15 protein-coding genes are annotated in these 22454 nt (G+C 43.9%); 7 read left to right on the forward strand and 8 right to left on the reverse strand.

Features of this window, described 5'->3' with window-relative positions:
- Positions 1 to 11: 11 nt before the first annotated feature.
- Complete coding sequence (locus CLV51_RS07600; protein ID WP_106527364.1) at positions 12 to 1757, forward strand: YfbK domain-containing protein; 1746 nt, start codon at positions 12 to 14, stop codon at positions 1755 to 1757.
- A gap of 5 nt (positions 1758 to 1762) precedes the next feature.
- Here the strand turns inward: CLV51_RS07600 and CLV51_RS07605 are convergent, their stop codons facing one another.
- The 3 genes from CLV51_RS07605 to CLV51_RS07615 all read right to left on the reverse strand — a co-directional run bounded on the left by CLV51_RS07605 (position 1763) and on the right by CLV51_RS07615 (position 4758).
- A complete protein-coding gene (locus tag CLV51_RS07605; RefSeq protein WP_245898649.1) occupies positions 1763 to 2704 on the reverse strand; it encodes a class I SAM-dependent methyltransferase in 942 nt (313 codons plus the stop codon).
- Positions 2705 to 2880: 176 nt separating this feature from the next.
- Positions 2881 to 4056 (reverse strand): molecular chaperone DnaJ, encoded by a 1176-nt coding sequence (dnaJ, locus tag CLV51_RS07610; protein ID WP_106527626.1) that lies wholly within the window; start codon positions 4054 to 4056, stop codon positions 2881 to 2883.
- Between the two features lie 114 nt (positions 4057 to 4170).
- Complete coding sequence (locus CLV51_RS07615) at positions 4171 to 4758, reverse strand: nucleotide exchange factor GrpE (protein WP_245898650.1); 588 nt, start codon at positions 4756 to 4758, stop codon at positions 4171 to 4173.
- Positions 4759 to 4978: 220 nt separating this feature from the next.
- Between CLV51_RS07615 and CLV51_RS07620 the strand changes: the two genes are divergently transcribed.
- Complete coding sequence (locus CLV51_RS07620; RefSeq protein ID WP_106527366.1) at positions 4979 to 6151, forward strand: class I SAM-dependent rRNA methyltransferase; 1173 nt, start codon at positions 4979 to 4981, stop codon at positions 6149 to 6151.
- Between the two features lie 78 nt (positions 6152 to 6229).
- Here CLV51_RS07620 and CLV51_RS07625 read toward each other — a convergent pair whose 3' ends face one another.
- From CLV51_RS07625 to CLV51_RS07640, 4 genes are all read right to left on the reverse strand, one after another.
- On the reverse strand, positions 6230 to 6472 hold the full coding sequence (locus CLV51_RS07625; RefSeq protein WP_158266947.1) for a T9SS type A sorting domain-containing protein: 243 nt from the start codon (positions 6470 to 6472) through the stop codon (positions 6230 to 6232).
- Positions 6473 to 6770: 298 nt separating this feature from the next.
- A complete protein-coding gene (locus CLV51_RS07630; protein ID WP_106527368.1) occupies positions 6771 to 7802 on the reverse strand; it encodes a PorP/SprF family type IX secretion system membrane protein in 1032 nt (343 codons plus the stop codon).
- Between the two features lie 19 nt (positions 7803 to 7821).
- A complete protein-coding gene (locus CLV51_RS07635; RefSeq protein WP_106527369.1) occupies positions 7822 to 10665 on the reverse strand; it encodes a PKD domain-containing protein in 2844 nt (947 codons plus the stop codon).
- A 128-nt stretch (positions 10666 to 10793) separates the two neighbouring features.
- On the reverse strand, positions 10794 to 15599 hold the full coding sequence (locus tag CLV51_RS07640; protein WP_158266948.1) for a PKD domain-containing protein: 4806 nt from the start codon (positions 15597 to 15599) through the stop codon (positions 10794 to 10796).
- A gap of 205 nt (positions 15600 to 15804) precedes the next feature.
- Between CLV51_RS07640 and CLV51_RS07645 the strand changes: the two genes are divergently transcribed.
- Positions 15805 to 16404 carry a methyltransferase domain-containing protein gene (locus tag CLV51_RS07645; protein WP_106527371.1) on the forward strand — a complete coding sequence of 200 codons (600 nt, stop codon included), beginning with the start codon at positions 15805 to 15807 and terminating at the stop codon, positions 16402 to 16404.
- Positions 16386 to 17087, forward strand: a complete 702-nt coding sequence (locus CLV51_RS07650) for a rhodanese-like domain-containing protein (RefSeq protein WP_106527372.1) — start codon at positions 16386 to 16388, stop codon at positions 17085 to 17087. Before CLV51_RS07645 ends, CLV51_RS07650 begins: the two co-directional genes overlap by 19 nt.
- Positions 17088 to 17251: 164 nt before the next feature.
- On the opposite strand, the gene CLV51_RS07655 is transcribed toward CLV51_RS07650, so the two are convergent.
- Positions 17252 to 18763, reverse strand: coding sequence for a carboxypeptidase M32 (locus CLV51_RS07655; protein WP_106527373.1), 1512 nt, complete (start codon positions 18761 to 18763; stop codon positions 17252 to 17254).
- Between the two features lie 59 nt (positions 18764 to 18822).
- Between CLV51_RS07655 and CLV51_RS07660 the strand changes: the two genes are divergently transcribed.
- From CLV51_RS07660 to CLV51_RS07670, 3 genes are all read left to right on the forward strand, one after another.
- Entirely contained in the window at positions 18823 to 19917 is a 1095-nt protein-coding gene (locus CLV51_RS07660) for a Nif3-like dinuclear metal center hexameric protein (protein WP_106527374.1), read from the forward strand.
- Between the two features lie 3 nt (positions 19918 to 19920).
- Positions 19921 to 20673: a zinc ribbon domain-containing protein gene (locus CLV51_RS07665; RefSeq protein ID WP_106527375.1), complete on the forward strand. Its 753-nt coding sequence runs from the start codon at positions 19921 to 19923 to the stop codon at positions 20671 to 20673.
- Positions 20674 to 20955: 282 nt separating this feature from the next.
- Entirely contained in the window at positions 20956 to 22443 is a 1488-nt protein-coding gene (locus CLV51_RS07670; protein WP_158266949.1) for a tetratricopeptide repeat protein, read from the forward strand.
- The last annotated feature ends 11 nt before the right edge of the window (positions 22444 to 22454 follow it).

Below are 22454 nucleotides of genomic sequence, written 5' to 3' on the forward strand. Positions count from 1 at the left end.
TAACTTAATACATGCGGAAGTTCCTTTGGCTCTTGTTATTTTGGGGTGGAGGACTGCAAGCGCAAACAATCTGGGTATCAGGGGCAGTAGAAGACAGTGTAACACATCGCCCTATTTCCGGTGTGGTGGTGAAGGTAATGCATGACACAGCAAGTGTGATCACAAACGCTTTCGGTCTCTTTAAAATCGTACTCCCCACGGCTACCGCCGGATTGCTGCTCTCGCAGGACGGTTATCTCTCCAAACAGATAACTGTAAAAAAATATGACCGCCTGTTAATAACGCTGTCGCCTGTACGAATAATTGCAGACCCTGTGGCCATGGCTAAAGCCCGGTCAAGGATGATACATAGCAGTAATCCCAACTACGGTAATGTAAGCATGGGCATTCACTCTTTTTACAATGAAACATACGGCGCTACCTACGAAAATAAATTTATGCAGACAGCGGCCCATCCGCTGTCTACTTTTGCGGTAGATGTAGACAGAGCTGCTTATAGTAATGTACGTCGTTTCCTGCGACAGAAAGCGCAAGTACCAGTTGATGCAGTACGTATTGAGGAGATGATCAATTATTTTCATTACAGTTACCCGCTACCTGCTGCGGGCAATACCATGGCACTTTACAGCCGCTATGCCAATTGTCCCTGGGAACCTGCACACAACCTGCTCCAGATTGCATTGAGGGCCCGTGCACTTGATACAGACAGCTTACCCGCCTGCAACCTGGTTTTCCTGATAGATGTTTCCGGTTCCATGGATACACCCAATAAACTTCCCTTGCTGCAGGCGGCCTTCCGCATACTCGTTAATAACCTGCGTCCTGCTGATAAAGTGGCTATTGTAGCCTATGCGGGTGAACCGGGTGTAGTGTTGCCCGCCACTGCTGGTGATCAGAAGGAGAAAATACTTAATGCAATTGATAACCTCCACGCAGGCGGCGCCACTGCCGGCGAAGCTGCCATCAGGATGGCTTATCAGATTGCAGTAAAGGAATATATCCCTGGCGGTAACAATCGCGTGATCCTGGCTACAGACGGTGATTTCAACGTAGGGCTTACCAGCGATGAGGAAATGGAACAACTCATTATGCAGAAAAAAGAAAGCGGTGTACTGCTGACCTGTTTGGGTTTTGGTATGAAAAATTATAAAGACTCCAAGCTGCAATCCTTATCCAGCAAAGGAAATGGTAATTTCGCATATATAGATGACCTGGAAGAAGCCAACAAAATATTTGCCCGTGAATTTGGCAGTACACTTTTCACCATTGCAAGGGATGTACAAACAGAAGTATGGTTTAATCCTGCATTGGTAAAATCGTATAGGCTTATAGGTTATGAAAACAAAGTATTACCTGCAGATTCATTGAGTGAAGCAGGATATAGTGGGGGCATTATCGGCAGCGGGCATTGCTCTGTAGCATTGTATGAAATCATTCCCCGGGAAAACAGCGCCGGAACAGATAGTCTGCTGGCACGTGTAAAAATATCGTATCGTGATCCGCAGGATACTGTAGTAAGATACTTACCTGGTATTATTCCTGCTGATTTAACCACTTTCGATAAGACACCGGATGATTACCGCTTTGCGGCCTCGGTAGCTTTATTGGGGCTGATATTGCGCAAATCAGCCTATTGTGGTAACGGCAGTACGGGCATGGTGATGGAGATTGCCCGTAATGCCCTGGGTACCGACAAAGGCGGCTATCGCCTGGAGTTTTTGAAGATGATAAAAATGACGCGTAAAGCGAAGCGCTAAGCCATTTACTTAATCAGCCTATAACATTTCCTGATCATCTTCTGTTGAAAATCAAAAGGCAATGTTTGATTGGTGATATCCTTTATACTGGCGGCGTTGATCTTATCTGCCTCCAGCACAAATCTGCGGTAATTGTTACTGAAATATACAATACCATCTTTTTTAGTGGCCAGTAAAACTTTATTCAGCAGTTCCGCATGATCTCTTTGGATATCCAGGAAATCCTTCATCCGCTTGCTGTTGGAGAAGGTAGGAGGATCCATGATCACCAGGTCGTAAGTATTTAATTTAAGGGTGTCCAGGTATTGCAGTACATCTGCATGTATAAAAGTATGTGCGGGATTATCAAATCCGTTCAGGCGCATGTTTTCTTCCGCCCAGGCCAGGTATGTTTTGGAAAGATCTACAGAGGTAACTTCCGCTGCGCCACCAGCGGCTGCGTACACAGAAAAGGAACCGGTGTAACAAAACAGGTTCAGCACTTTTTTATCCTTTACTTCTTCCCTTACCATGCCGCGTGTAATGCGGTGATCCAGGAACAAACCGGTATCCAGGTAATCAGATAAGTTTACTTTAAACTTCAAACCGGCTTCATATGCCGTCATGATATGGCTTTCGAGGCTCAGTTTTTCATACTGGCTTTTCCTGTTTTCTTTCCGTTGCCGTTGTTTTACCCAGATCTTTTCCGGCGCTACTTCCAGCACTTTGCTGATCAGCTCCAGGCAGGTGTCCAGCCACGCTTCATGGGCATCTTCTTCCATTCCGTGCCGGCGGTTGTATTCCGCGATGTATACATGGTCTTCATACATTTCTATGCTAAAAGGAAATTCGGGAATATCATCATCGTACACCCGGTAGCAGGTGATGTTTTGCCGTCTGGCCAGTTTAGCAATATGCCGGAATACTTTGGTAAGCCGGTTTTCGAACATCTGCAGTTTGGAATCCATGATATATAATGAAAGTAGCGCAACGATTTGCCCTGCCGGGATAGTGTATTGATAGCAAACAATATCAAAAATAAGATGTGCCGTCAGGGATATAGTATATCGGTAGAAAATTTTCTTCTGTTACCGATATGCTGTATCTAACGGCACATCATCTATCTTATGATTTGCAAAATCTCTTAACTAAAAATATCTCTCACCTTTTCAAAAAATCCTTTCTCAGATTTTTCAGGGTTTGGTTTAAAGTTATCGGACGATTGTAATTTATCGAGCATGTCTTTTTCTTCCGCAGTAACCGTTTGAGGGGTCCATACATTCACATGAATCAGCTGGTCGCCTTTTTCATAGGAGTTTACGGAAGGGAAGCCTTTGCCTTTCAGGCGGAAGATCTTGCCACTTTGTGTACCGGCAGGAATCTTTATTTTGGCCTTACCATCAATGGTAGGTACTTCCAGTGAGGTACCATATACCGCATCCGGGAAGGAGATGTGCAGGTCATACGCTACGTTCAGGCCGTCGCGTTGCAGTTCTGCATGTGGTTCTTCTTCAATCAGGATGAGCAGATCGCCGGGTGCGCCGCCTCTTTCGCCGGCATTACCTTTTCCGCTCATGCTCAGTTGCATACCTTCCTGTACACCAGCCGGGATGTCGATACTTACCATTTCTTCGCCATACATACGACCTTCCCCTTTACAGTGGCCGCATTTGCTGGTGATGATCTGGCCTTCACCATGACAGGTAGGGCAGGTAGTAACTGTTTGCATCTGTCCGAGGAAAGTTTGTGTTACTTTCCTTACCTGGCCGGAGCCACCGCAAGTGTTACAGGATTGAAAGGCATTTTTATCTTTAGCGCCCAGGCCACCGCAATGCTGGCAGGGAACGTATTTCTTTACTTTGATTTTCTTGTTGGCGCCTTTGGCAATTTCCTCGTAGGTAAGACGAATCTTTACACGGAGGTTAGAACCACGGGTACCACGTCCACGGCGATTTCCGCCGCCACCACGGCCGCCACTGCCACCGAAGAAACTTCCGAAAATATCGTCGTTACCGAAAATGTCACCGAAATTGGAGAAGATGTCGTCCATATTCATGCCGCCACCTCCATATCCGCCGCCACCGCGGTTGCCATTCATGCCTGCGTGGCCGAAACGGTCGTATTGTGCCCTTTTATCAGGGTCGCTCAACACTTCGTAAGCTTCAGCTGCTTCCTTGAATTTTTCTTCTGCCTCTTTGTTATTTGGGTTGCGGTCAGGGTGAAACTGCATGGCCACCTTGCGGTAGGCCTTTTTTATTTCGTCCTGGGAAGAAGTTTTGGCAACAACCAGTATCTCGTAATAATCTCTCTTGGTAGACATTATAAAAATCACTTAATGCCAGTGCAGGGCACCAGCTTTTGTTTCGGTAAAAAATATTGTTTTACGTCAGCCTTCAGCATAGGTAATTGTTGCAGATTATGCCACATCGTCATTTTATTTACCCACTATTACCTTCGCGTGACGGATCAATTTGTCACCCAGGTAGTAACCAGGTTGTAATACATCTACTATTTTTCCTTCCAGATCCGGTGTAGGAGCGGGGATTTCAGTAATTGCATCGTGCAGATCCGCGTCAAATGAGGTGTGTATACTCTCCATTGGCTTCAGCCCTTTGGCCTGCAGGGTACTTTTCAGTTTGTTGAACACCAGCATAACACCGTCTTTAGCGGCATTGAAGTCTGTAGCGTTCTCCAGCTGCTTTGTAGCTCTGTCGCTATCATCCAGCACATCCAGCAAAGATATGATAACTTCTTTACTAGCTGTTTGCATCAACTCCAAACGTTCTTTAGCAGTACGTTTGCGGTAATTGTCGAATTCTGCCTGTAGTCTGAGGTACTTGTCGCGTATTTCGCTTACTTCTCTCTCTTTCTTTTCCAGCTCTCCTTCTTCATCCAACTCTTTATTCGTATCTGATTTTTCGCTTATATTCTCGTCAGTATTGATATCTGGCATGCTTTTTTCGTTTTCGCTACCAGTGTTAGCCTGTCCGTTTGTCTGCATGTCTTTTTCGTTTTCTGTCATAATAGTAATGATTGTCTGCAACGGTAAGCAGTCAATTTCTTTGCCAACACCGGTTTTGGCGACAAAAAGGCAGAATAGGGAATAATTACGAATTACGAATGGCGAATTACGGTTATAAGCGAAGATCACCGTAATTCGCCATTCGTAATTCGTAATTTCCACTATCAGGAATCCCCCACCCATAAAACATTCACTACCTTTGCCCCTCGAAATACAATAAATGACTAAAGTTTTTTTAAAGAAGCAGATACAGAACAGGGTATTACAAGGGCATCCCTGGATTTTTGGCAATGAAGTAGCCGAAATTAAGGGAGACGTAAATGCCGGTGATATTGTGGATGTATACACACACAAAGGCTTTTTCCTTGGTCGTGGGTATATCAATCCGCAATCGCAGATACTGGTACGACTGCTTACCCGTGATAAAAATGAAGAGATAAACCCTGAATTCTTTTATCGCCGCCTGTTGAAATGCTGGGAATACCGCCAGAAACTCGGCTATGTGGAAAACTGCCGCCTGGTTTACGGTGAAGCAGATGAGATGCCGGCCCTGGTGATAGATAAATTCAATGATTACTTTGTGCTGCAAACGCTGGCACTGGGTATGGAGAAATGGAAAGATGCCATCGTAGATGCCCTTAACCGTATATTCTCACCCAAAGGGATCTATGAGCGTAATGACGTACCAGTAAGGGAACTGGAAGGTATGGCACAACAAAAAGGTTTCCTCAGTGCTCCTTTCGATACCAATCTGATCATCAATGAAAATGGCCTTAAATTTCATGTGGATATAGTAAATGGCCAGAAGACCGGCTATTTCCTGGATCAGCAGGATAACCGTCGTGAGATTAAGCATATTGTAAAAGGCGCTGATGTATTGGAAGGGTTCTGCTATACCGGTACTTTCTCCTGCCATGCTGGTTTTTATGGTGCTAAAAGCGTACTGGGACTGGATATTTCTGAAACGGCTGTAAATACTGCCCGTAAAAATGCGGAGCTGAATAACCTGCAGGATATCTGTCAATTCCAGGCTGTTAATGCTTTTGATCAGCTGAAACAATGGACTTCCGAACAAAGGAAGTTTGATGTGGTTATTTTAGATCCGCCGGCTTTCACCAAAAGCCGTGAGAATATTCAGAAAGCAGTGACTGGCTATAAAGAGATTAATCTGCGTGGTATGAAGTTGCTGAAACCAGGTGGATTCCTGGTAACTGCTTCCTGCACAAACCTCGTATCGCCTAATCTTTTCCTGGAAACAATAGACGCAGCTGCCAAAGATGCCAAGAAGAAATTGCGCCAGGTTACTTTTCAGACACAGGCACAGGATCATCCTATTTTGAGAAATATTGAGAACACTACCTATCTGAAATTCCTGATAGTAGAAGTTTCCTGAGAATAATTTATCTATATAAAAAAAGAAAAAGTCACGATACTTATCGTGACTTTTTTATGAATACCAGATGAGGTTTTTTTACTTAACTACATTGAATTTCCCTGATTCTATCAGGTTTCCCCGCTGATCGCGCAGCTGGAATATGTATATTCCGTTGTAATAATTATCAAGACTTACAGTAGTACGATCGCTTATCGCTTTCAGTTGCTCCATTTTCTTTCCCAGAAAATTATAAACAATAAGATCGTATATCTGGTCGTTATTATGTTGTTGAATTTGAAAATTGATAATTGTAGTAGCAGGGTTGGGATATAATTTCACAATTTTACTACCCCCATCCGAATTAGGTTGGGATTTGTCGCTTTGAGCCTTACCAATGAAGGAAAAAAGACTTAAAACTATTATGAGAACTAGGGTAGAGGTTTTCCACATAGTGTTATAAAAATAAAGATTTTTTCAAATATTTCCTAATTTTTGTTTGACGAATTCATACACTCCAAAGGCCCTATTTCTTCATAAAAATAACAAACCACGAGCCATATTGTTAGCATTCCGCCTCATTTTAGGTAAATTTTAACGCTTGATAAATAAACTTAATAATGTATTGATTGTCAGCTTTTTAGAAGCGAGGGCAATTCAAGCTTTCCAGCGTTGTATTCCTGCTGTTTAAAAATCCTTTGAAAACCAATGATATTTCGAAGCCGCCAAAAGTTTGGCTGGCTGTTCTGAGTTGGGAGATATTGGTATCATAACTCATCGCGATCTCATATTTCTCCATATCTATTTTTATAGTAGGAATGATGGCATCATTCCAGCGCAGGAAGAGCCCGCCATAAATAGCTCTGGTGGATTCCAATCCCTGGTTCATTAATCCATACCCTATCAAAGCGCCGCCAATATATTCTGAATAAGTACCCTGGTGTAACTGATTATAATGAGCAATCACCTTTACCCTCTCATCCACAGGTATGGTAATACCCGCGTTGAAGGTGATTTTTGGCTCCAGCTGAATATTTTTATCATTGTAGAAAGATATTCTCGGACTGTTGAAATGGAAATATCCTGCCCCGATAAAGTAGTTCACATCTTCCCTTATCACACCGTTATAACTCAATCCCACACCTGCATCCAGGTAGCTGTAGCCTTTGAGCGCCAGTTTACCTTCTTCTCCGGTAGATGATGCCGGGTCAAAGCGTCCGTTGGTATATTGGTTATTGAAGGTCATGTTGGTAGGATCAAACTGACGCTGCACCAATCCGCCCATGAAACCTAATGAGAGGAAACTGCTTTTATCTGCATCGAGGGATTTATGATAGTTGATAGCCGGAAAGATCTGTGTAGACTGTAGTTTGGAGGTACCCGCCCTGTCATACGTAAGTTGTAAACCGGTAGTCAGGTAGTCGTTGCTACGGCCCACCGGAAATTTAATTTCGCCACTCACTGTACCTGTCTGATAAGGAATGGTGACACTGTTCCATTGGTTGCGATATACCGCCTGAACGCGCACATCTCCGTTGAAAATGCCTATCAGTGCAGGGTTGCGTAGTATAGGTGTTTCATAGAACTGTGACAGGTGTATATCCTGTGCATACAGGCGGGAGGCACCTGTAAGGCAAACTATCGCCAGTAATATGCGGTATACGGTTTTCATGTTGGCCAGGTTAAAAGAATTATCTGAGTAATGTTACGTTGCCTTTCATCCGAAAAAATTCGTTGGTATCGCAGTATGCTTCAATGAAGTAAATATATACATCTGAAGGTTGTGGCTTGCCGTTGAAGGTGCCATTCCATCCTGCGCTGATATCTTCTATGTTAATATGTTCCCGGTGAAATACTTCTTGCCCCAGGCGGTTAAAAATGCGAAATGATTTGATGAAACTTATTCCTTTACCACGTGGATAAAAGATATCATTCTGCCCGTCGCCATTAGGGCTGAAAGTATTTGGTATAAACATCACGTCTGTGTTGCAAATAAGATCTATGTTCATTACATCACTTTTCGTGCAGCCGTACTGGTTAGTAGCGGTAACACTATAGGTCATGGGTTTGCGCACAGCCGCCGTTACAAACGGAGAGGAAGGATTGTCCAGGTAATCTGTGGGGGACCACGACCATTTCACAATGTCCGGACTGCCACTGGCCATCAACTTCACAATATCGCCTACCATCACTGTCTGATCTTTTCCCGCGCTGACATCAGGTACGGGCTTCACTGCTATTTTAATTGAAAGTGGCGCACTCATTGGGCACAAGGCATCGTTGGTACCAGTTACCTGGTAGGTGATGTCCGCTATAGGTGTAGATACCGGGCTGGCGATGGTGTTATTAGTTAAACCGGTAACCGGTGTCCAGTCGTAGATAGCAGCACCGGAAGCCTGCATTTTTACAGAGCTGCCATAGCATACAATGGTATCATTACTAACCGTCAGGTTTACTTTAGGTACCACTGCAATATCCACAGAGTCAAATACCGTACAGCCGTAACTGTTAGATGCCTGTACCAGGTAGCGGGCATTGCTAACAGGAGAAACGATGGGGGCCGGGCAAAAAATGCAACTGATATTGTTTGCGGAGAGCCACTGTATATTGCCGTCTGACGAGGCATTGAGACCTACACTGTTCCCTTCACATATTTTAGGTTGTAGTGCAGCAGCACGTACATAAGGTGTTGGATTAATGTTGATGTTTTTGCTAATAGAGTCCTGGCAATTGCGGGCATCTGTTATCACCAGTTTCACCAGCTGGCCACCGGAAGTAGAATACCTGGTGGCAGGGGGCGTTTGCGAGATGGATAATTGTCCGTTGCCAAGATCCCAGCTCCAGTTGGTAACAGGAATATTAGGAGAGGTAACAGTAGTATTGATGAATGTAACCGGTTGTCCTGCGCAGGTAGAAGGGCCTGTAGTAAAATTTGCCTGTGGTGCCAGGATGTTAATATCAGCACTTTTATACACGATATCATCGCAATAGGCGGGGTTCTTGTAATGGACTGTCAACTGGTCATTGAAGGTGCCTGCTATCGCCCATGTTTTCACATAAGTTTGATCTGTAGTGGTATAAACAGTTCCATCGCCCAGTTGCCAGGTATAGCTGGAAACCAGTCCCAGTGGCACGTTCAGGACTTCATAGGTGGCCTTTCCGCCGCGACAGATAGAACTTACACCGGTAGTGAAGTCGGCTTTAAAATTGTATACTGTCTGGAAACTGCTGCTATTGCAGTTATTGCCGGTTTCTCCGATGGTGAGCCGAACGGTATAATTACCGGGTGTAGTATAAGTATGTACCGCATCCTGCGTATTTACGGTTGGTGAGTTATCACCGAAATCCCATATGAAGGTAGAGTTGACGTTGATTCCTATGGAGTTATTGGTAAAGATGAATTTGCTTTTATTGCTACAGTCGCGTACCACTGCAAACTGAGATACAGGGCCGGTTACCGCTACAGTGGCCGGTGTTGCAGTAGTAAAGCAGCCGTTGAGGCCAGCTTTCATTTGCACGGTGAGGTTACCATTGGCAGTAAAAGTATGTTTGATATCATTGGCGGGGCCTTCTGCTGTTTGGCTATCGCCAAAGTTCCAGCTATAGGTATCCGCAAAATTTGCATTGGCCAGCAATCTTACCGGATCACCCACACAGGTGCTGGTAGGTGAAACGCTGAAGCTCACATTGGTAGGAGGATTGCCGGTATGTACGTATTTATCGAATGATTTGGTGGTGGTACATCTATTTTGCGTGTTTACGGTAACGCCCACATTGTAGGTACCTGTTTGCGTATAGGCGTGGGTAGCATTTCCGTTATTGGTGGTTTGTGTGTTGCCGTCGCCGAATGTCCAGATCCAGGAAGTCACGGGGTCGTTTACACCATTCGTGGAAGTGGCGGAAAATGTTGCTGTATAAGGAACACAGCCGGATACCGGGGAACTTAGTGTTATTTCCGGTAGTGAAACATCTATGTAAGCTGGTTTTTTTAATATTGCCGTACAGCCGTTAATGTTAGTAACGGAGAGTGTGACATCATATTTTCCTGCTGTAGTATAGTTGTGCGGATAGAAGGCATTACTGGTGGTTACCGGTGGAGTGCCATCGCCAAAGTCCCATACGCGGCTTGCGGCGTTGGGCGTGGCATCTGTAAAGTTGGCCGTGTATATTTTACAGCTTTTGGTAACATCTGCAGAGAAAGCTATTTGCGGGGTAGTACCTATAACGATGTCGCGCCAATAGGTGCTGCTGCTATTGCTGTATTGTACTGTAAGCGTTATTTTTACTGGTCCGCCTGTAGTATAGGTAATTTGTGGTGACGGATCATGAGAAGTTCTGCCATCTCCAAAATCCCAGCTATAACCGGTGGGTGTTCCTGTGCTGGTATTCTTAAAAGTAAGGGTTACAGGTGTGCATAATGTAGCAGGGGCTGCAGTATAGGTAAAGTTAGCCTGCTGGGCCAGTAACCAGTTTGCTTGCAAGAGGAATATCAGGAGCAGTAATGCCCTAAAACACTTTGCCTGTAGGTATTTCATAGGTTGCACAGGTTTTCCATAACTATTTGATACCACAAATTAACGAAAAAAATATATATTAAATTTATGATTGTTTATATTTTCTCATTTATTGGTGCTATCAGATAGTTATGGAAAAGCCCGAAAGACTATCTGATCAGGGTTACATTTCCTTTCAGCACATAAACAGCTCCTGCATCGCACACTACTTCCACGTAATACACAAATACATCCGGGTTTAGCGGCGTCCCCTTAAATCGTCCATCCCACCCCATTGCAGGGTCGTCTGCATTAACACCGGCCCGCTCAAATACCATTTGTCCCCAGCGGTTATATATCCTGAAAATGCGCACGGTTTGCATGCCTTTGCCCCGGATATAAAAAACATCGTTCTGCCCATCTCCATTGGGAGAGAAAGAGTTGGGAATGAATATATTTCCCTCATTACAAACCAGTTTGATGGACACAGCAGCGGAGCTTACACAGCCAAATTGATTGGTAACAGCCACATGATAAGTAATATTCCCTTTTGGAGTAGCCGTAGGCGTTAGACAGTCGTAGCAGCTCAGCCCTGTTTGCGGTGTCCACACTATGTTGGTAATATCGTTACTGCCCGTTACCGGCAGCGGCAGGATAGAGCCGGTGGTAGCCACTATATCAGGACCGGCATTTACCTGTGGCGCCGGGCGCACATATACCCTGGCCAATGCTGTATCTGTGAAACAACCGCCATTATCGTAACCTACTACCTGGTAGGTGATGTTGCCATCGGGATTGGCGATGGGGTTCGCCACATCAGTACGATCGAGTCCTCTCGCCGGAATCCACTGATAACGTAAGGCGCCACCTGCCAGCATTTGCGTGCTTTTACCTGCGCATATCTCTGCATCCTGTGCAAATATGCGGAATGGTTGGGTAACTGTAACCCGCACCTCTCCTTTATTCGTACATCCGAATTCGTTAGTAGCCAGCACCTGGTATATCGTATCCATGTTGGGCGTTATCTGTGGCGACTGGCTGGTGTTGTCGGAGATCTTATAGTTTGTCCAGTTTACAATTACATTGGGCGTTGTATTGGCTTGCAGCTGTAAGGCTGCACCGCGGCATATATTAGCCAATACAGGAGATGGATTTAATGCCGGCGACGGATTCACCACTATTTGAGTGGTGGCCTTAGTGGGGCAGGAACCATCGCCATTGGTAATGGTTAATTCTACCGGTATAGTACCTACGTTGTTTAAGGTTATTTCCGGTGGTGTTTGTACCGCGAACTCCTTGTCGGGAGACACCTTCCACAACCATGTTGTGCCTGGCAGATTTTTAGCATCACTGCCGGACAGCTGTATTTTTCCGGATACACATAATGGTAAAATTGGCGCAATTACCGGCTGTGGCTTTGGTGGAATAATAACGGGCAATGTTTTTTCATCTTTGCAGCCATAGGCACTGGTAACCACCAGTTTTGCATTGGATGTTCCTGGTTGTGTGTAGTTGAATGATCCGTCAAAGCTGGCAGCTATATTGTTCGGATCACCAGGCACACCAAAACTCCAGGCATTCGTGAAATCCAGTGCCAATGAGTCTTTCGTCAGCGTTTTACTATTGTTATGAAACGTTACCACGCCGCCGCCGCAGGCCTGGGCATTATCTACCGTAAAATCTGCGATGGTTTTATCTACAATGATCCTATCATTACCTACTGCTTTAACAGCGCAGCCCTGATCATCTGTCAGTGATACGCGCGGGTAATAAATGCCGGATTGTATATAAGTATGAGGAGGAGAAACGGGTGTCGTGCTCGTGATAACAGTACCATCGTCAAAATCCCACATGTAGCTGACTGTCTTAACTGCAGTGGCACTGATACTTACAGGCAATGGCACGCAACCGGTTGTGGGAGTGGTATTCATGGTGCCATCGGGGCCTTTGATGGTAAGTGGCAGTGTGTCGGCACTGGAGCAGCCACCTTCCGAATAAACGGTGAGTATTACATCATATTTTTTGGCCCTTGCATAAATATGTTCATCCGGATCATTTTTAGCAGAGAAACCATTATCTCCAAAATTCCATTCAGACTTTATAAAGTCAGTAGAGGTGTTGGTAAACAGCACCTTCACAGGCGGACATAAATCCAGGTTACCAGGGATTGTAAAGGATGCTTTTGGATTTGGCACCTTTACTACATTTGTTTTGGTGACCTGGTCTGTACAACTTTCTGCGGTAGTGATTTTCAGCGTTACATTATAATTGCCCGGCGTTGTATATATTTTGGTGGGCTGCTTGCCGGTGCCGGTGGTATTATCTCCAAAATTCCAGGCATAATTGATCGCATTGGGAGTAGATTGATCAACGAATGTGAAGTCCTTATCCAGACAGGCAATATTTACCGGTAGCATAAAATCAGCGGTAACCTGTTCAAATATGATATCTTTTGAGGCTTTTACTTTACAACCGAATTTGTCGATAGTATTGAGTATTACCGTATAGGTGTTTACGTTAGTATATATGTGTTTGGTATTTAACGGTTGTGTGCTATAATCTACTACAGGGCTCAGATCGCCGAAATCCCAGCTCCACTTTGTGATTTCGTTACCGACATTGAATGTGGATTTATCTGTAAAAGTGATCTCTTCTCCCTTACATTTCTTACCGGTAAAATCAAAATCTGCTGTGTGGCCATATACTGTGATCGTTACGGGAGGAGCGTCTCTTTTGCAATCATTTTTATCTGTAATAGTTAGCTTGATGGTAAAGGTGCCTATTTGATTATATTGATGGGATATCCCATCGGCCGGATTAAAAGCGAATCCTGCAAGGTCAGTTGTATTGCCATCTCCCCAATCCCAGAAGTATTCATTGATATTATCCGGGTTCAGCGGACCGAGTGTTATGTTTATTTTGTCACCCTGGCAGATGCTTGTTTTATCTGCTGTTATGATCGGTTTTTCATCAATAATATTGACTGATTGTTTGGAGGTAGAAGTACAGGTTCCATTGTCAATAATAAGTGTTACCTGCTTGATACCAGTTGTTTTATAATGAAAATCCGGGCTTTGTAATGTGGATGTAGCACCTCCTTCGCCAAAATCCCAAAGCCAGGTTTTTATGACGGTGGGAATCGGGCCAAAGGTAGAATTATCAGTGAATTTACGATGATAAGGGTCCATGCAATCCGGTACAGTATTGAATTTGGCGATAGGCGGAATAATCTGGATATAATCTTTTTTAGTTATCTGCGCTATACATCCGTTGTTGTTCACCTGTAATGTTACATCATGGCTGCCTATTTGATTAAACTGATGATTAGGATTTTCATCTGTGCTGGTACTGTTATCCTGCGGGAAAATCCATAACCAGGAAGTTCCCGGAGGGGTGGAAAGGTTTGTAAATTGAATAGGATCTTTGGCACATGATTTTAATGGGGTAGCACTAAAATCTACTACCGGCAGGGTGCCTGCCATAATGATAGTAGTTGCGCTGGCAGTACAACCTGATGCTGTTGTAATATTCAGCGTTACGGTAAAAGTACCTTGTTTGGTAAAAATATATTGCGGTTTAGCGGTAGTGGCTGTGCCTCCATCACCAAAATTCCATTGGTAGCTGATGATGGGATCTGCAATGTTTATGGTAGCAAAAAAATCAACACTCAATGGTATACATCCTGATGCCACGCTGCGGAAGATATTGATCTGAGGCTTAACGATATTAATATAATTCGGTTTGGTTTCAGTATTGGTACAACCAAAAGCGTTAGAAGCTGTAAGACTAATCGTATAGGCGCCTTCGTTAGTATAAGTGTGCGAAGGATTTTGCAGCGTGGAGTTAGTGCCATCGCCAAAGTTCCAGTTCCATGTTGATGCATTTTGGGTATTGGCGCTGAATTGCGTGGTAAACGGCACCGAACAGGCACTTAGCGGGTTCGCCGACAGATCAATTGTTGGTGTTGGATTTACATGGATGGTCTGTTGTGTTTCTGCGGTGCAGTTGCCCAGCCATGCCTGCATTTTAATAAGATAATCACCGGTAGCAGGAAATTGTTTTGCAGCATCTATATTAGTTGATGTACTTCCATCCGGGAATGTCCATAAAACCTTATCCGGTATGGGTTGTGTGGTATTTTTAAAATTAATATTCTGAGCAGCGCAAAGATTGGTAGCAGTGAAATCAGGTTTGATTTTTTGAATAATGATATAATCTTTTTTGATTTCCTGCTTTTGACATTTACCGGAAGTAATGGCGGTTAATATAACCGTATATTTTCCTTCCTTGGTATAAGTATGTGTATTAATACTGCCTGTTGTACCGTCGCCATAATCCCAGAGATAGGTGAGCGCATCTGAGGTGTTGTTAACCGTAGTATTAAAAAACTGTACATCAAATGGCACCGTGCAGCTTTGTGTTTTGTCGGCTGCGAAGCCTGGTTGTGGAGCGTCCTGTACTTTTACAGGAAATGGTTCACTGGGACTTTTGCAGGTTGGGCTCATGCTGTTAGTTACGACGCTAATCACATTGTAAGTGCCCGGTTGTGTATAGACATGCGTAACATTGGCTCCTGTAGCCCCTCCGCCATCGCCGAAGTCCCAGGTAATATCCTGTATGGTACCATCGCCGGGCTTAGAGTTATCGGTAAAGGTGGTCGTATAAGGTATGCATCCCGTGGTAGCTGTGGTGGTGAAGCTAACGATGGGTTTATTGTATACGGTGATGTCTATTTGTTTGACGATTATTATATTGCCGGGATAAGTAGCAGTGAACTTAACGTGATAAGTGCCCGGTGTCTGAAAAATTTTGGAAGGTGTAAGATTGCCGGTAACGTTGGCGCCTACTCCAAAATCCCACACAACACTTTGATATCCATTATCAAGGGTAGCGGTGAAATTGACGGGGAACGGCGGACAGTCGCTGGTTTTGTCAGCTTTTATAGCTACGTTTTGTGCATGGGCAGAAAAGACCATGACAATTATAGCGAACAGACTGCAAAATGCGCGTCTGATGACAATCAAGAGGTAATTTTGTAGGCTTTTCATGGCAAAGGATGGCTGGTAAAGGCCGGTTTCATAGGTACATTCAAAGTATAAAAATAGCAATAATGTTTGGAAATATAATCGTTTTATCTATGTGATTGAATGGCCGTAACTTAGCATAAAATAATCTAGTAATATGGATAGTCAATATTGGAATGAACGGTATATAAAGGGAGAAACCGGCTGGGATATGGGTCGTGTATCGCCTCCGTTACAGGTGTATATTGACCAGGTACATAATCGGGATCTTCGTATACTCATTCCCGGTGGAGGCAATAGTTATGAGGCAGCTTATCTGGCCGGTCAGGCTTTTAGTGATGTAACGGTATTGGATATTGCACCGGCGCTGGTAGAGCAGTTGCAGAAAACGTTTACCCGTACCCGTGTGAAAGTACTGGAAGAAGACTTCTTTTCACATACCGGCAGCTATGATCTCGTATTGGAGCAAACTTTCTTTTGTGCCATAGATCCTTCACGCAGAGCAGATTATGTAAAACATATGCACTCCCTGATTAAGCCCGGTGGTCATTTGGCAGGTGTATTATTTGATCGTACTTTTCAGCAGGCCGGCCCTCCGTTTGGTGGTTCAGCAGCTGAATACCGGGAATTGTTTGCTCCTTATTTTGATTTTAAAGTATTGCAAGCATGTTATAATTCTCACCCCGCAAGAAAAGGGAGTGAGTTGTTTATTAACTTTATGCCGAAATTTATAAAGCCATGGGCAAATTTTTATTAGCCGTCGTAGTGATGCTATCGGGCAGTTCACTAATGGCGCAACAAAAGCAGGCCGAAGACGCTGCTGCATTTGAGAAAGATATTCAACGACCTGGCATCCAGGTATTTGATGTACGTACCGCCGGAGAATATAATACAGGTCATCTTCCTGATGCCTTACAGGCGGACTTTACAAAAAAAGAAGAATTTAAAGATCGGGTGCAATACCTCGATAAACAGAAGCCCGTATATATCTATTGTTTGGGAGGAGGACGCAGCAGCGCTGCTGCCAAATGGATGCGGGAAAATGGATTTGCCAATGTAGTGGAGTTACAGGGAGGTATTAACGCCTGGAAACAGGCTGGTAAACCATTACAAGGTGTTGCCGATAACGAGGTACAGCTGACGATAGAAGAGTATAACAAGGCAGTTGGTAATAAAGGATTGGTATTGACTGATGTAGGCGCAACCTGGTGCCCTCCATGCAAACAAATGGAGCCAATACTGGAAAAATTCTTTCAGCAACATAAAAATGTAAAAAAAGTAAAAGTAGATGGCGGTAAAGATGTGGATGTAATGAAAGCCATCCGGAGCAGCGGTTTGCCCACTTTTATTTTTTATAAAGATGGAAAAGAAATTGGAAGAAAACAGGGTGTGATGGAATTGGCGGAGCTGGAGAAATTGTCTTTCCCAGGATTAGACTGATTTTTATGATTACCCGATTTTATTTTTTTGATTTCGAAAGATTTTAAAAGATTAGCGAAGATGGAGGCGAATAATATCGCTCTTATCTTCGCTAATCTTTTTATAATCAAAAAAATAAAATCGGGTAATCATAAAAATCAGTCTAATCCTGGGAAAGACAATTATCAAAAGTTATATATCCCGCCGTACTTCTTCTTCGCATAGTCCAGGAAGTCCCCGAACACCAGTTCTTTCCCTGTTACCTTCTTACATAATTCATTGGAAGTATAGTATCTGCCGAAAGGATGGATGTTGGTACGTAACCATTCCAGCAAAGGTTGATAGTTGCCTGCAATAATATTGTTATCCAGTTCCGGTACTTGTTTTTGTGCAGCTGTAAAGAACTGTGCGGCATAGAAACTACCGAGGGAATAGGTAGGGAAATAGCCAAAGCTGCCATGTGACCAGTGAATATCCTGGAGTACACCGTGTACATCATCCGGAACTGTTACGTGCAGGTATTGACGGTAATATTCATTCCAGGTATGATGCAGGTCTTTCACCGCAATGCTTCCATCCATTAATCCCTTTTCGATTTCGTAGCGGATCATGATATGAAAGTGATAAGTCAGCTCATCTGCTTCCGTGCGGATCAGTGAAGGCTGTACTTTGTTGATAGCTTTATAGAAATCGGAAAGACTTACTGCACGCAGGTTCTCGGGAAACAGCTGCTGTAAACGCGGATAATGATGTTGCCAGAAATGAAGGCTGCGACCAACGTTATTTTCCCACAGGCGCGATTGTGATTCGTGGATACCAAGACTGGTGGCTTCGCCGCAAGGGAGGCCATATTGTTCTGTAGGGAGTCCCTGTTCGTACAATGCGTGTCCGCCTTCATGGATGCAGCTCCAGGTCATGTTACCAAAATCATTTTCATCTATGCGGGTAGTAACCCTAACATCCTGCGGGCTGAAGCTGGTAGTAAACGGATGTTCAGAAATATCCTGACGGCCTGCCTGCATATCGTATCCCATATCTTTCAGCAGATGAATGCCTAGTTGCCATTGCACGTCGCGGTTATAATGCAGGTGCAGGAAATCTTTATTAACGGGAGGATGTTGTTCAATCTGTGTCAGTAAAGGCGACAGGGCTGTCTTCACTTCGTTGAAGATTGTATCCAGCATAGCGGTGTTGGCGCCTTTTTCATATTCATTCAGCAAGGCATTGTAAGGATGACCTTCGTAGCCCAGTATATCTGTTTCCTGTTTCTTCAGTGCAATCATTTTGGATAGTGCCGGTGCAAACACGTTGTAGTCATTGGCTTTGCGGGCTTTGATCCAGGCATGATAACTTTCGTTGGTAACGCGGGACATATCTGCCACGAAAGCGGCCGGATATTTTTTATTCTTTTCATAATCTTCCGTGGAGAGGAGGATATTTTTTTGTTGCACAGGGTCCAGGTCTGTATTGCCTTTCAGCGCCTGAAGGATGTTGTCCAGTTCCGGTGCAGTAAAAAGTTCATGTGCGATGGTGCTGAGTGTAGTAATTTGCTGTCCACGGAATCCGGCGCCTTTTTCGGGCAGGTAGGTTTCCTGGTCCCAGCCTAAAACCGCCAGGGCATTTCTAACGTCTGCAATTTTTTGCACCTTTATTTTGTAATCGGCATATAGTTCTGCTGTAGATTTGCTTCCTGGCATACTGCGTTTTTTTTGCAAATTTAGGTGTTGACAGGATTGAACCATTAATTTTTGTAGATATGAAAGTAAAAGAGATCATACAGGCCATTGAGCAGTTTGCTCCTTTGCAGTACCAGGAGAGCTACGACAATGCGGGGCTTATTTTTGGTCGTGCTGATCAGGAGGTGACCAATGCGCTGCTTACACTGGATGCAACGGAGGAGGTGATAGACGAAGCTATTGCGCGTGGGTGTAACCTGGTGATTGCCCACCATCCAATAGTTTTTGGAGGGCTTAAAAAAATTAATGGGAACAATTATGTAGAGCGGGTGGCCATTAAAGCTATTAAGCATGATATCGCGGTATATGCTGCGCATACCAACCTGGATAATGTGCGAAATGGTGTTTGTAAGCAAATGGCCGGTAAGCTGGGGTTGGAAAATTGCCAGGTGCTGCAGCCTAAGCGGGGATTATTGAAAAAGTTATACACATTTGTACCGGAGGCTGATATTGAAGCGGTACGGGCAGCCTTGTTTGCTGTTGGTGCCGGGCATATTGGCAACTATAGTGAAGTTAGCTTTAACGGGCCCGGGCAGGGGAGTTTCAAGGGCGGGGAAGGAGCTGTTCCGCATGTTGGAACAGTTGGAGAAAGACATTTTGAGGCAGAAATAAAGTTGGAAGTAATTTTTCCGGTATATTTGGAAGGCAAAATTATAGAGGCGCTCTGGAGCAGTCATCCTTATGAGGAGGTTGCTTATGATGTGATCAGCTTAGAGAATGCTTACCAGGATGTAGGTTCAGGATTAATAGGTACCTTGCCGGAAGCCATGGATGAAATGAAATTTTTGCAATATGTGAAGCAGCAATTTCAGACAGGTTGTGTGAAATATACCCCGTTGAGAGGGCGGCGGGTAAAAAAGGTAGCGTTGTGTGGAGGAGCAGGTAGTTTTCTGTTAAAGAAGGCGATAAGTGCCGGAGCAGATGTCTACATATCATCAGATTTTAAATATCATGAATTTTTTGATGCTGATAATCAATTGATTATAGCAGATATTGGACATTTTGAGAGCGAGCAGTTTACAGTGGAATTATTTTATCATATATTGACTGAAAAATTCCGTAATTTTGCGCCTCTTAAATCTACGATTAAAACAAACCCGGTAAATTATTTATAATACATGGCAACCGTAAAAGAATACTCCGTTGAAGAAAAATTAGCGTCTGTACTCAGATTACAGAAGATTGATTCCAAGCTGGATGGGATCCAGGTGCTGAAAGGGGAGTTGCCGATGGAGGTAAAAGACCTGGAAGACGAGATAGAAGGATTGAATACCCGTCAGTCTCACATTGAAAATGAGATGAAAGGTATCCAGGACTTCGTTGCCAGCAAGAAAAATGCTATCAAAGAGGCAGAAGCACTGATCAAGAAGTACGAGAAGCAGCAGGATAACGTAAAGAACAACCGTGAGTTTGAAGCGATCACCAAGGAAATGGAGATGCAGGCTTTGGAAATCAAGCTGGCTGAAAAGCATATCAAGGATGCAAATGAAGAAATAAAAGAGAAGAGCCGTGTCCTTGAAGTAGCTAAGAAAGCAGTAGCTGATAAAGAATCCAACCTGAAGCACAAGAAAGGTGAACTGGAAAAGATCATTGGCGAAACTGATAAAGAAGAGAAAGCTTTCCGTAAAGAAAGTGAAGAAGCCCGTACTAAAGTAGACCCGCGTTTACTGCAGGCTTACGAGAAAATCCGTAAGAACTACCGTAACGGTCTGGCCGTAGTAACAGTAGAGCGTGATTCATGCGGTGGTTGCTATAACGCAATTCCTCCTCAACGTCAGGCGGAAATCCGTCAGCACAAAAAGATTATCGTTTGCGAACACTGTGGTCGTATCCTGGTGGATAATGATCTGGAAGCAACGATTACTATCTGATCCTAACAAATCAGTTATATGAAATTGGAAAAGGGCATCTTGGGATGCCCTTTTTTCGTTTATGCATGTTCGTATAAAAATATACTAATTTATTTAGTTTTGTTTTACTAATTATATTAGCTTTGCCTCCGATACCTATACGCAGGTTGTTTGCGTAGTAGTGCTGTTATTTTGTGGCAGGGAATTGGATGGGCATGCAACCTTAAAAGTTATGAATTGTTATTTGGGATTTGTGAGATGATATGTGAGATTTGGCCTTTAATTTCAGGAATTTTTGCCCGTATGCGTATTATTTTTTCTTTGTTGTTTTTGCTGAGTGTTGGACTGAATGTGAGTGCGAGACAAAAAGTATTTGATTTTAACACCCGCTGTGAGCAGGCATATAATGCCATTATGCAGCTGCGGTTGAACACCGGGAAGGCCTTGCTGGAAGCAGAAAAGAAAGAGCACCCGGATAACCTGGCGCCTTATTTTCTTGATAATTATGCGGATTTTTTTCCGCTCTTTTTTAATGAAGATCCGGCAGAATATTCCCGTAAAAGAAGTTTGCGGGCTTTCAGGTTGAATAAGATGGAAGAAGGATCTCCGGATTCTCCTTACTACCTGTATACACAGGCAGCTATTAAGTTTCAGTGGGCGATGATAAAAATAAAGTTCGACGAGAAATGGGACGCTACCTGGGAAATCCGCAAAGCATATATGATGCTGAAAGATAACCAGCAACGGTTTCCGGACTTTGTTCCCAACAACCTGTTAATGGGCGCCATGCAAACAGTTTTTGGAACCATTCCGGAAGGATATAAATGGATCACCAATATTTTGGGGCTCAAAGGCAGCATCAAGCAGGGGATGGCCAATGTGAATAAGTTCATAGACAGCAATGCACCGGAGGCTAAGTTATTTAAAGAGGAATCCTATTACTATTACTGTTACCTGATGCTTTTCATTGTAAATAAACCGGAAGATACCTGGGATTTTTTACACCGGAAGCAGCTGGATACTAAGAATAATTATCTTTTTGCCTTAATGGTGGCTAATCTGTCTCTGAATAATCAGAAAGCAGCCGTGGGATTGAAAGTATTGCAGGAAAGGAATGATACTGCAGAATATGCCGATATCCAGTATTACAATTATGTAGTGGGGCTATTGAAATTAACGCACCTGGACAGTGATGCACATATATACCTGGAGCGGTTTGTGAATAATTTCAAAGGCAAGTTTTATGTGAAGGAATGTTTGCAGCGATTGAGCTGGTTTTATTATCTGGAAGGAAATCAGGCTGCAGCTGATAAATACCGGCAGATGATTCTGACCAAAGGTGGTACTGAAACAGATGCTGATAAGCAGGCATTAAAAGAGGCTAAAAACGGCAGGTGGCCTAATCCGTTATTACTACGGGTACGGTTGCTGAGTGATGGCGGCTATTTCAATAAAGCACTCAGCATGCTGCTGACAAAAAAAGCATCCGACTTTGCAGCCATGGAAGATAAGCTGGAATATGCCTATCGTTTAGGCCGGATCTATGATGAGAGCGGACAGTATGATCAGGCCATTGCCATGTATGAAGTAACTATTAAAGTGGGTAGCAACAGGCCGGAATATTATGCAGCCAGAGCTTCCCTTCAAATGGGTTACATTTATGAAAAGCGAAATGAAAAAGCCAAAGCCATTGAATGTTATCAGCAATGTCTGAACATGAAAGGGCATGATTATAAGAACTCCCTGGACCAGCGCGCTAAAGCAGGTATTCAGCGCGTAAACGGGACCTGAGAGAAGGATAG

Origin of the sequence: Chitinophaga niastensis (genome assembly GCF_003014755.1) — a bacterium.
Classification (GTDB): Bacteria; Bacteroidota; Bacteroidia; order Chitinophagales; family Chitinophagaceae; genus Chitinophaga; species Chitinophaga niastensis.

Bases quoted from the DNA above. Each gene is read 5' to 3' on its own strand.
- CLV51_RS07600 (WP_106527364.1), top strand. From the start codon at position 12: ATGCGGAAGTTCCTTTGGCTCTTGTTATTTTGGGGTGGAGGACTGCAA.
- CLV51_RS07605 (WP_245898649.1), bottom strand. From the start codon at position 2,704: ATGGATTCCAAACTGCAGATGTTCGAAAACCGGCTTACCAAAGTATTC.
- dnaJ (WP_106527626.1), bottom strand. From the start codon at position 4,056: ATGTCTACCAAGAGAGATTATTACGAGATACTGGTTGTTGCCAAAACT.
- CLV51_RS07615 (WP_245898650.1), bottom strand. From the start codon at position 4,758: ATGACAGAAAACGAAAAAGACATGCAGACAAACGGACAGGCTAACACT.
- CLV51_RS07620 (WP_106527366.1), top strand. From the start codon at position 4,979: ATGACTAAAGTTTTTTTAAAGAAGCAGATACAGAACAGGGTATTACAA.
- CLV51_RS07630 (WP_106527368.1), bottom strand. From the start codon at position 7,802: ATGAAAACCGTATACCGCATATTACTGGCGATAGTTTGCCTTACAGGT.
- CLV51_RS07635 (WP_106527369.1), bottom strand. From the start codon at position 10,665: ATGAAATACCTACAGGCAAAGTGTTTTAGGGCATTACTGCTCCTGATA.
- CLV51_RS07640 (WP_158266948.1), bottom strand. From the start codon at position 15,599: ATGGTCTTTTCTGCCCATGCACAAAACGTAGCTATAAAAGCTGACAAA.
- CLV51_RS07645 (WP_106527371.1), top strand. From the start codon at position 15,805: ATGGATAGTCAATATTGGAATGAACGGTATATAAAGGGAGAAACCGGC.
- CLV51_RS07650 (WP_106527372.1), top strand. From the start codon at position 16,386: ATGGGCAAATTTTTATTAGCCGTCGTAGTGATGCTATCGGGCAGTTCA.
- CLV51_RS07655 (WP_106527373.1), bottom strand. From the start codon at position 18,763: ATGCCAGGAAGCAAATCTACAGCAGAACTATATGCCGATTACAAAATA.
- CLV51_RS07660 (WP_106527374.1), top strand. From the start codon at position 18,823: ATGAAAGTAAAAGAGATCATACAGGCCATTGAGCAGTTTGCTCCTTTG.
- CLV51_RS07665 (WP_106527375.1), top strand. From the start codon at position 19,921: ATGGCAACCGTAAAAGAATACTCCGTTGAAGAAAAATTAGCGTCTGTA.
- CLV51_RS07670 (WP_158266949.1), top strand. From the start codon at position 20,956: ATGCGTATTATTTTTTCTTTGTTGTTTTTGCTGAGTGTTGGACTGAAT.